This is a genomic window from Hydrocoleum sp. CS-953 (genome assembly GCF_002260545.1).
In the GTDB taxonomy this organism is placed as follows: domain Bacteria; phylum Cyanobacteriota; class Cyanobacteriia; order Cyanobacteriales; family Microcoleaceae; genus Trichodesmium.
In genome coordinates, this window is sequence record NZ_LGSU01001351.1 from 1 (window position 1) to 10,690 (window position 10,690).

The window sequence follows — 10,690 nt, forward strand, 5'->3', positions numbered from 1 at the left end:
TTGCTACAAATAGCTAGGGTAATTTTTAGGAGTCAGGAGGTAGGGACGTTGCATAAGGGCGTCCGTACGGAGTCGCATGGGAATGGCTTTAATATAGTTTTTTAGGTCATACATCATATTTTTTGTTCAAGGGACATCTCCTGTGAAGTCTTTTTATCGCTCTTACTATTCGTAACATTCTTTTTTCAAAATGGTATTATATCAATAATTATCGAACTAAAATATCAACTCCTAAGATTCCTGAAACTCCATTATTTCAAGATGCTTTTTTTCAATTTGATATAGATAAATTAGCTTATGTAAGTTTAGTTAGTGATTCATTAGATAGTTATGACTCTAAACAACCTTTGGCATATTGGAATCTGAATAATATAGAAACAAAACTAGAACCTCACATCAAAGAGATATATAAGTATACTTTTACTAATTTATCAGGTATTAATGAAGTTTTATTTTTATCAGTATTTCAAGGTGTAGGACGTCAGATAGTAGTTTCTTTTAACCAGCCAAAAATAGAGTCATTATTATCCATTGGTTTATTCGCATCAGACCTAGAAACCATAACATTATTAGAAGGTGGTAAATCACTTGTACTTTGGAAATACGCTATATCAATTTCGCGACTTAAACAACAAGCAAATTTTGTTTCATTCAACGAGCTAAATAATTTATTTCATTATATAAAAAATGACTATAGTTATTATTTATCCGATCAAAGTATCGTCAATAAAGATATTTTTATTCAAGACGGTGCTGGAGAATTACGTCAGGAAGTTATAAATCAACGAGACTATCATGCAGTACCTTCATATATACCTAATTATTTCACCGAAGTAACTTTATTATATAGTACACGAGAGATTCCAATTTATATTCCTAGAAGTTTTCTAAGTACAATACCTCAACCACTAACTTGTCTTCTAGAAGCATTACCTTTATATGTTTGGATTATTCAGAAAAATCAAGAGGAAGTTAATAATTTATACAGGGAATTTTTAGTTGCCATTGCATATTGGTTATGGCAATTTAATCCGTCACTTAATCCAATTATCCAATCCCTTGTTTCTCAATATCGCGTGATTATTATTCAGCTATCTTTACCATCTAGCAAAACATGGTTTGAAGCAAATAAACGACAAAATTTTTCAGAAGACATAACACCAATAAATATTACAGTTGATACAAGTTCAGGAACTATAAATGTAACGATATTGCCAGAAGCATCCAGAAACTTTTTACAAGTTGATAATAGTGCAGAAAGAGAAATGATGAAATATATTTTGACAGGTTTCCGAGAATTACTACCAGAACAAGAACAGGAAAATTTATCTGATGAAATAATCTCTAAAATTATTGAAATTCATCCTCCCCTTGGTCTTAAAAAGCAAATTATTTATTTGGATAGTTCCATTAACCCCGAACTCGATCCAAAGAAACTACCCGCATATCAAAAAGTACAAAAAGCAGATATAAATAAACTTTTAGATGACCTTGGTGATTATCTAAATTCAGTCAAGAAATATCCACAAGGAAAAATTCCTGAAAACGAACGAACAAAATTTTTGAATAATGAAGTTTTTGGTTTCTTTTATAGCAAATTAAAAAAATTAGTTGCTTCATTAAATCCTGAAAATCTTCTAGAAAATTTAATTAGTTACCATGAAGCAATAGTACATCAAGTAAACGAGCATCGCTTAACTATACCAACTCGGTTAGCTTGTTTCAGTTCAATTCCTGAAAGGTATAAAAATATTCAAAAGGAAATGTTAGAAAATAATCAAACTGCATTAGCAAGTCGATTTATAATTGAATATGTAGTAGCTCAACCTCCTACTGGTATAAGAGCTTTTAGTCTGAGTATTTACGATCGCTTACCGAATAATTAATAATTAATAATTAATAATTAAATAATTCGCGCCTTGAAGCCTCCCCTTGGATAGGGGAAAAAAGTGCTAGGATATTTCCTTATCTTCAATTCCGTAACGGTTTTAACCTTCTTGTAATTATCAATTATCCATTATCAATTATCAATTAATGAAAAGCTCTTGCCTATCAAATTATTAACTTTGGATTTAAAAGTGATTTAATTAATTTTTCATTAGCTGATTTTCAACTTTCTATCTTACCTTCTGGCAGATTAGGAACAGATACAACAGAATATGAAAAAGCAAGAGAAACTCATCTATCAATTTTTATGAGTGGTGAAACAACTCGAATAACAGAATCATTTGAGAGATATTGGAAAACTCCACAAATACCTACTGAGGTACTAGAATTTAAGAAAAAAATAGACGCAGCAGCTTCAATTGAATTTGGTTATTCAATAACAAAAATATGCGAACTACTTGGAGAAGCTATTAATATTGGAAAAAAAATTCACCCCACTGTTATTTGTCTCCCTTTAGAAAATTTTATTACTCGTTTAGCGACACAATTAAATTGGAATGAAGAGAAAGTTACTAAAGCAATTGAACTACTATCTCTTTCTCAGCATTCTGACTTTCTTAAACCCGATGAAACTTTTGAGAAAAGAGATGTTTACCCTTGAAAATTTAATCGTTTATTGTCGTATTTACCAAAAAATGAGGGTATGCGCCTCCCCTTTTAAGGGGATGAAAAAGCGGTCGTTTGCGGAGCATTCCGTCAGGATGGGATGGCGAGGTTTCCCGAAGAGTGCAGAGCCGCTTCGCTAACGCCATATCCAATCGACCAAGAGAAATATTTAACTCAGTATTTCAAGCCTCCGACTTTAAGTCGGAGGTTCACTGATAACTGTTTAGCGTTCCGCACAACTTTCCTATCGGAATGCTACGCAAACGTTAACGCTGCGCGACATGGAAAGCGGATAACTGTTTAGCGTTCCGCACAACTTTCCTATCGGAATGCTACGCAAACGTTAACGCTGCGCGACATGGAAAGCGGAGCATTCCCTATGCGAAAAAGCGCAGCTCCTCCGCAGGAGGCTAACTGTTAACGTAGTTCCTCCGCAGGAGGCTAACTGATAACTGAAATGACGTCGTCCTTTTTTGCTGCGTCAAAAAAATAATAAAATAGAAATTATTTGGGGAATTCGTCATTTATATGAAGTACAAGAATACCTCATTCAATTTTGTTTGACTGGAAGACTTCAAGCAAAAAGTAAAGAAATGAAAGAAATAATCAGTAAGATAACAAACCAAGCAGGAGAAGACTTCAATAATAGAATAGCTGATTGGTTTGAAAAAGATTCAAAACTAATAGTATGTCGGCAGGTTAAAAAAATTGGTGAAATTAAGATTGAGGAACAAAAAGGAAAACCGTTAGGTGATATAGATGTCTTAGTAGCTGACCCTAAAAAACTTCAATAATAGAATAGCTGATTGGTTTGAAAAAGATTCAAAACTAATAGTATGTCGGCAGGTTAAAAAAATTGGTGAAATTAAGATTGAGGAACAAAAAGGAAAACCGTTAGGTGATATAGATGTCTTAGTAGCTGACCCTAAAAATTTATGTATTAAAATAGTTGAATGTAAAAATTTTTCAATGGCTCGTGCTCCACACCAAATGAAAAATGAATTAGATAATTTATTTATAGGAAAAGGCAAAGGTCATTTCAGTTATCAGTTAGCCTCCTATGGTCGTAACTGCGTTAACAGTTAGCCTCTTGCAGAGGAACTGCGTTAACAGTTATCAGTACCTCTAGCTGTTTGCGCAGCATTCCGTAGGAAAGCTTCGGGATTGAAATAAGGAATATGTTCTTTTTTTATCCCCTATCCCAGGGGAGGCGCATACCCACAATTTTTCGGTAAAAGTAAGGAAAAACCTGCTATTGAACATCATCAACAAAGAGTTAAATGGGTTAATAATCATCTACAAGAAGTATTAACCTGACTTAGTGTAGACCCTAATCTAAATTGGAAAGTTGAACCAATTATAGTAACAGATGAGGAGTTATCTACTCCACACTTAAGGTCTTCACCAATTCCTGTAATTTCATCGGTAGAACTATGTCAAACACGAGAATTCAATTAAATGGAGGTTGAATTTTGCTATACTTAGAATTAGATGAAGGTATCCAAGAACTAATAAAAAAGTATGCTCCAGCTTTGACTATAATTGGTGTATATTTTTTGAATTCAGATGTAGAAGAAGCAATTTATTGCTGTTATCGGGATTTGGAATATGCTTTTATATCCACTATATCTTATTGGTATTGGAAACAAAATCATGGGGAAGATTTTTTGGTTCACCAAATAGTTTTTTAATCAAAGCAATTAAAAACAATTGGCATCCCTACCGATGGAATGATAACTGGATAGAAAACCCAATATTTAAAAGTGAAGGAATGAAGTGGTGGGATGAAGCGGAAGTTCACTGGAGAAGAGATAACCGTAATTATCTAGTAGTTGATATTCAAGAAACTATTATAGGAACCAAAGCTACAATCTTTTTTAGAAGTGGAAAAAGTATTGAGTTGCGGAAAGTGAGTAGAATGAGTTGGGAAGAATTACTAGAATAGAAGAGATAACCGTAATTATCTAGTAGTTGATATTCAAGAAACTATTATAGGAACCAAAGCTACAATCTTTTTTAGAAGTGGAAAAAGTATTGAGTTGCGGAAAGTGAGTAGAATGAGTTGGGAAGAATTACTAGAATATGCTGAAGGAAATTATAGAAAATAATGCTACTTAATCAATAAAATTAAACCTTAAATATTTAAGTTCATAAGCAAAATTAATTACACATTATATTAACTCTCTGTTCCCAGTTAAGTGTTCCCTCTTTCAAATAGGAAATTCCTAAAAGCACGACTACTTAATAATGAAAAATTACTCAAAATTATAAATCTAATAAACCTCTTTTGTATGAAGCACAAAAGACAACAAAATTAATGACTAGATAGCATCCCATTAACCCAATCTATTTCATCCCTAATAGTAAAAAAAAGTCAAGATGCAACCCTGTTTAGTTGTATGATAAGTTATTTTCAATTAAACTAACTATTAACTTTGAATCAAGTTTAGTCAAAACCCTGCACCTTCAAATTAGATTAATTGAGGTCATCAAGATTATTAAAAACTTAATCACTAAAGAATAAATTCAAAATAACTAAAATTAAAACAGATTCAGATTAGGGGCTAGAAAAACTTCTAACTCCTAAGCTATCAAAGCTAGCAAGTAATTAGACTAATCATCCTTTGGTCCAAAAACCATCTGTACCACCATTTGTTTGCCACCTGGTTTATGATACCTATCAGCCCAATGTCTAATTATTTCATCTAACTCTTCCTTAGCCTGCTCAAAACGATCGGGAGAAATATCAAACTCCTCCAAAATACGCATTACCTTATTACTATTATTAATTTCCGCCCAGTCCTTCATCAAGCGGAAATAGCGAGCTGTATCCTCAACCATTATATAAGTACGTTCCTCTTGATCCTCTGGAGAATAAGAAGAACGAGTTAGAGCATAAAAAGGCATTCCCCAAGGAGAATCTATCTTTGTCACCGTACCAGAATAAATCAAACGACGCTTAATATGTTCGGCCAAAGCTTCACTCAGAGGCATCCGGCGTTCTGGTGGTAAATCTTCCTGAGAACGCCTATGCAAGAACTCGATTAATTCCATAAACTGAAAAGAATTAATCAATCTAGCATCAGGCATATTTGAAGGCAGTTTAGTTTCTATATATCGCCTCTCTTCTGTAGTAAGATTACTATTAGGAAGTCGGGAACGTCCAGGTATCCAAGCATACTGTTCTAACCATACATAGGGAAACTGAATCAAATAGCGAGGTTCTTGAGAACCCAACATTTTTAGCAATTTACCCTTTGTAAGTGCTTCTTCTACTTCCTGCACAATGACCTTAACTCTTTTAGGTTCGATGTGATGCAGATGTCCGGTCATGCGCAGATTTTGACCTTGTTCAATATAGGTCATATAAATGGCACATTTAGCTGCCGTTGCCGCTGCGTCTAAAAAAGCTCCATGACGATGCCCACTCGTCCTCATGGCGCTAAACGCTAGATATAACATAATCTGATCCATAGCGCTGGGGCTAAGGCTATTAATCAGATCGGTATCGCTTTTCATTATAATCCCCAAAATAACAAAACTAAGGAGGTATTCTATCCTCCTCCATTAACAATTAAAAATATGCTGACTATGATAATATTTCAATGCCAGAAAGTCAGTCAGCTATAACTGTTACACTAACCAATAGCACGAATTACGCGAAATTTTCTCTTATACGTTAGCTGTAGTTTATTGTTAATTATGACAAGCCCTACAGTTAGAGTTGATATTTAGGTCTTTAAAGATATCTTCTTGAGATTTTTTCGCGTTTGGTGTGATGATGGTCACAGTAATTAACTGGTCTGTTATCTTAGTAGATTTTTGCACCCTTTGTACTGTTTGCTGACAGACATAATTGATAATAGCATAACATATTCAATTAATAATCTGACTTTGACATAGTATCCTGTCTCTTAGCTTTAGAGTTAAAGTTAGGCCAACTCAAAATGGCCAATAAGTAGTCAAAGAGATTATTCTGCCATGCAACATTCCTAGTCTATAGAGCTTACTTAAATTAAATACCTTGCCCATATCCTTCATTGAGAGATGCTCATCTACCCAAGCTATTTGCTTACCATCTCAAATGAGTAACCTCTCATTAATGGATAATGGATAATTCCTCAATGAAAACCGAGAGGATCAACCTATCCCACTATTCTAAAAATGCTTATTTACTTAAGTAAAATTTTCCTGAAAAGCTGGATTTTTCGTTTTTATTTTTAACAATATTTGGGCTTTAGTGCAAAAATATTATTAGTGGGATAGGTTCATTGAAGATAAGGAAATCTCCTAGCTTTTCTCTGGAAATATAGGGCAATAAAGCCGAATTGATTAATTATCAATTATCCATTGGTAAATCTAGACCCCAAGTTTAAGCAAAGACAAACTTTAGAATTTCAAAATTATCAGTCAAATAACTACTGCCACTCATTAGAAGTCATTAAAATTTTAAAATCCATACTTTTGATTGGTATAGGTTTTGAGGATTTTTTAACTGACGGATTATTTTCACCACCCTGCACCAGATTTTTAGAGCGGTGGATACCTTATACCCTTTTTCTAAAGACTTAAGAAAATAAGTCATCTATTGAATAGCAAGGCTTTAAACCCAAATTTTAGCTAATTTTTCACATTATAATGTTCATAGATGGAACATAGAACATAGAAGCAACATTCTCAATCTAAAAGCCCAAATAACTTTGACAAAAGTTCAATTTCCTCCTGAAACTTAAAAAGCAGGAAATAGTTTTAGCGTCCACTACCACGATGAGGACAAATTTCCTGATTATCTAGCCCAGAAGTACAGATTGTGCTAACAAAGCTTCGTCTTGGTCTTCTCTCAGGAGTTGTTTCTCTTCCGTGACGGTTTTGAGCAGAGCCTCTGAAAAATGTTGCAGATAATTCAAGTTCATTTCAAATTTCCTGATTATCTAGCCCAGAAGTACAGATTGTGCTAACAAAGCTTCGTCTTGGTCTTCTCTCAGGAGTTGTTTCTCTTCCGTGACGGTTTTGAGCAGAGCCTCTGAAAAATGTTGCAGATAATTCAAGTTCATTTCCAGTCATTAGAGCAGCGCTACTAGGAGCATTACCAAGTAATAATAAAAACGAGAAAACGATCGCTGTATAACTTTGCATAGGTCATATCCATGTAAGAGTATCTATTCTCTGATACGGATATTGAAGATAAAATCAGGATAGTTAACAAATAATTTGTTAGTTCAATCTATAGAAAAGGGTGTGGCGGACTAATATATTAAACTGGATTTATTCCCAAATTGTAGATGTAAAGTTAAGACTTAAATCAACCTACAGATTAGATTCTCAAATTAAAAAGCAAAGTTCAAACTTTATCGTGATTATTATCCGGTGTTTTAACCATCACAACTAAACAGAAGTATCAGAGATTAATGGCCTAATCTCACCGATCCCTGCCGAAAAATTTACTTACAAAAGATTCTATATAATTCACTAATTGAAGTAGAATATATATTCAGTAAAAACTCACAAAAATCAAGTAAAAATGGAAAAAGGATTCATTCTCTGGTTTACAGGGTTAAGTGGTGCCGGTAAAACAACTATCAGTAGGGTTGTGGCAGAAAAATTAAAAGAAAGAGGTCGGAAAGTAGAAATATTAGATGGAGATATAGTTAGAGAAAATTTATCAAAAGGTTTGACTTTTAGTAAAGAAGACCGAGATATAAATATCCGGCGAATTGGATTTGTAGCTCATCTCCTAAGTAGAAATGGAGTGGTAGGGATTACGGCAGCAATTAGCCCTTACAAAGCAATACGAAATGAAATTAGAGAAATGGATGAAAATTTTATAGAAGTTTATATAAATGCACCTTTAGAAGTATGTGAAAAACGTGACGTTAAAGGTTTATATGCTAAAGCCAGGGCTGGAGAAATTAAACAGTTTACTGGTATTGATGATCCTTACGAACCACCAGAAAATCCAGAAATTACTTGCTACACAGATAAAGAAACTTTAGACGAAAGCGTAGCTCATATAATTAGTAGTCTAGAAAAATTAGGTTATTTGAGTTAAAAAAAATAGGGAGGAAGTGAGCAATGAAGCAGCAAGAATCAAAAAATCAAGAAGATGTAATTAGCAAAATATTATCTTTATCCAAAATTTTAAGTTATGGAACAATAGTTATATTATGCAGTTACTGGAGAGTATCATATTCTGCACAAGCTCAACTCCTCTCTCAGGAAGACCAAACAACACAAGAAACTTCAACCTTACCAAAACTAACAGAACCTTTGCCTAAAGGTATAGAAGCACAACCACCTCTCCTACCTCCACCCCCAGAACCAATATTGATTCCTGAACCAGAAAAAGTTATGGAACAATAGTTATATTATGCAGTTACTGGAGAGTATCATATTCTGCACAAGCTCAACTCCTCTCTCAGGAAGACCAAACAACACAAGAAACTTCAACCTTACCAAAACTAACAGAACCTTTGCCTAAAGGTATAGAAGCACAACCACCTCTCCTACCTCCACCCCCAGAACCAATATTGATTCCTGAACCAGAAATACCCTTACCAAATTCCAAAGGATATACATTAGGCCCAGGCGATCGTGTTCAAATAGACATCTTTAACCTACCAGAGTATAGTGGGGAAAATGGCCAACATCAAGTGCAAATTGATGGGACTCTCAACCTACAATTAATAGGTAATGTGTCTGTTCAGGGAATGACTTTAGAGGGAGCAAAAGAATTAATTCAAGAAAAATACGGTGAGTATCTACAAATACCTATAGTTAACCTTAATCTATTAGCAGCACGTCCATTAAAAATAGCGATCGCCGGAGAAGTTCAACATCCTGGTTCATATACCATTTCGCCGATAGTTAGTCAAGGTGGTGATAGTAAAAGTGGGACTCAACTACCTACAGTAACTAAAGCATTACAGGTAGCTGGTGGAGTAACAACTTCAGCAGACATCAGACAAATCAAAATTCGTCGCCTCCAACTTAACGCCTCAGAACAAGTAATTAACATTAATTTATGGGAACTTTTACAAAATGGCAATTTAGTCCAAGATATTTCTTTGCGGGATGGAGATACTTTATTTGTTCCTAGTATTACAGAAGTTAATCCAGTAGAGTCAAATCAATTAGCAAGCGCTAATTTTGCTGGTACTAATACTCAACCTATCAACATTGCAGTGGTTGGAGAAGTGGCACGGCCTGGTCCTTATATATTAGAAACAGATATTGACCAAAGTCAAGTTTTGCCTATAGAAGAAAATTTAGACTCTAGTGAGGCAGATAGAAATATTTCACTTCCTGAGAATACGACGCTGCATACTGTTACGAAAGCAATTAAAATGGCAGGGGGTATTACTTCAACAGCGGATATTCGGCAAATTAGGGTGCGTCGGTTAACTCGCGCTGGTACTGAGCAAGTTATTAAAGTAAATCTTTGGGAACTACTACAAAGTGGGGATTTAAGTCAAGATATAGTATTAGAATCAGGAGATACAATTTATGTACCAGTAGCAGATGAAGTTAATTTAGATGAGTTAGCTGAAGTTACTGCTTCAAGTTTTTCTCCTGGTAATCTCAAAATTAATGTTATTGGAGAAGTAGTTAAGCCTGGAACAGTTTTTGTTACTCCTAATAGTACACTTAATCAAGCTTTATTAGCAGCAGGAGGTTTTAATCCAGCAAGAGCAAAAACAGAAGAAATAGAACTTATTCGTCTTAATCCTAATGGTACAGTTACTCGGCGAAAAGTACAAGTAGATTTTTCGGCAAAAGTTAATGAAGAAACTAATCCAACTTTGCTGAATAATGATGTAATTGTAGTTGGTCGTTCTGGTAGAGCAACCTTTACTGATAATGTGGGAGGGGTGTTAGCTCCTTTCAGTCCAATTAATAGAATTTTAGGAATATTTTTTGATATTTTTTGATTAATTTAGGGAGTAGGGAATAGGGAATAGGGAATATAGCAATCCGCGCATAGGTTGCGGGGAATTAAAAAGTAAATAAAAAAGTTGAAACTCTGACTTGTTACCTGTTCCGAGTTAAGTTTTCCCTAAAAAGCTGTAATATTTTTGCCACGAATATGCGGAGGATTGCTATATTATTTATAATGTTGTGGTGGTAGTTAGGAGTCAGG

Annotated in this window: 11 protein-coding genes; 8 read left to right on the forward strand and 3 right to left on the reverse strand. The window is 34.3% G+C overall.

The window, feature by feature from the left end:
- The first annotated feature begins 347 nt into the window (after positions 1–347).
- The 5 genes from AFK68_RS25590 to AFK68_RS35535 all read left to right on the forward strand — a co-directional run bounded on the left by AFK68_RS25590 (position 348) and on the right by AFK68_RS35535 (position 4,498).
- The gene (locus AFK68_RS25590) at positions 348–1,886 is read left to right on the forward strand and encodes a hypothetical protein (RefSeq protein WP_094676205.1); all 1,539 of its coding nucleotides are present in this window, start codon (positions 348–350) and stop codon (positions 1,884–1,886) included.
- 308 nt (positions 1,887–2,194) lie between these two features.
- Complete coding sequence (locus tag AFK68_RS25595; protein ID WP_094676207.1) at positions 2,195–2,548, forward strand: hypothetical protein; 354 nt, start codon at positions 2,195–2,197, stop codon at positions 2,546–2,548.
- Positions 2,549–3,026: 478 nt separating this feature from the next.
- Complete coding sequence (locus AFK68_RS25600) at positions 3,027–3,347, forward strand: hypothetical protein (RefSeq protein WP_094676209.1); 321 nt, start codon at positions 3,027–3,029, stop codon at positions 3,345–3,347.
- 678 nt (positions 3,348–4,025) lie between these two features.
- Complete coding sequence (locus tag AFK68_RS25605; protein WP_094676211.1) at positions 4,026–4,244, forward strand: hypothetical protein; 219 nt, start codon at positions 4,026–4,028, stop codon at positions 4,242–4,244.
- Positions 4,193–4,498, forward strand: a complete 306-nt coding sequence (locus AFK68_RS35535; RefSeq protein ID WP_143438252.1) for a hypothetical protein — start codon at positions 4,193–4,195, stop codon at positions 4,496–4,498. The genes AFK68_RS25605 and AFK68_RS35535 overlap by 52 nt, the downstream gene beginning before the upstream one ends.
- Before the next feature lie 668 nt (positions 4,499–5,166).
- Here the strand turns inward: AFK68_RS35535 and hetR are convergent.
- From hetR to AFK68_RS25615, 3 genes are all read right to left on the reverse strand, one after another.
- Entirely contained in the window at positions 5,167–6,072 is a 906-nt protein-coding gene (gene hetR, locus AFK68_RS25610) for a heterocyst differentiation master regulator HetR (protein WP_094676221.1), read from the reverse strand.
- A gap of 1,271 nt (positions 6,073–7,343) precedes the next feature.
- Positions 7,344–7,466: a hypothetical protein gene (locus AFK68_RS43625; RefSeq protein ID WP_256386653.1), complete on the reverse strand. Its 123-nt coding sequence runs from the start codon at positions 7,464–7,466 to the stop codon at positions 7,344–7,346.
- A 1-nt stretch (position 7,467) separates the two neighbouring features.
- Entirely contained in the window at positions 7,468–7,689 is a 222-nt protein-coding gene (locus AFK68_RS25615; protein WP_094676213.1) for a hypothetical protein, read from the reverse strand.
- A gap of 349 nt (positions 7,690–8,038) precedes the next feature.
- On the opposite strand from AFK68_RS25615, the gene cysC reads away from it, so the two are divergent.
- The 3 genes from cysC to AFK68_RS25630 all read left to right on the forward strand — a co-directional run bounded on the left by cysC (position 8,039) and on the right by AFK68_RS25630 (position 10,481).
- Positions 8,039–8,602, forward strand: coding sequence for an adenylyl-sulfate kinase (gene cysC / locus AFK68_RS25620; protein WP_256386654.1), 564 nt, complete (start codon positions 8,039–8,041; stop codon positions 8,600–8,602).
- A gap of 23 nt (positions 8,603–8,625) precedes the next feature.
- Positions 8,626–8,913: a hypothetical protein gene (locus tag AFK68_RS25625; RefSeq protein WP_094676217.1), complete on the forward strand. Its 288-nt coding sequence runs from the start codon at positions 8,626–8,628 to the stop codon at positions 8,911–8,913.
- Positions 8,914–9,023: 110 nt separating this feature from the next.
- On the forward strand, positions 9,024–10,481 hold the full coding sequence (locus tag AFK68_RS25630) for an SLBB domain-containing protein (protein ID WP_246844462.1): 1,458 nt from the start codon (positions 9,024–9,026) through the stop codon (positions 10,479–10,481).
- Positions 10,482–10,690 lie beyond the last annotated feature (209 nt).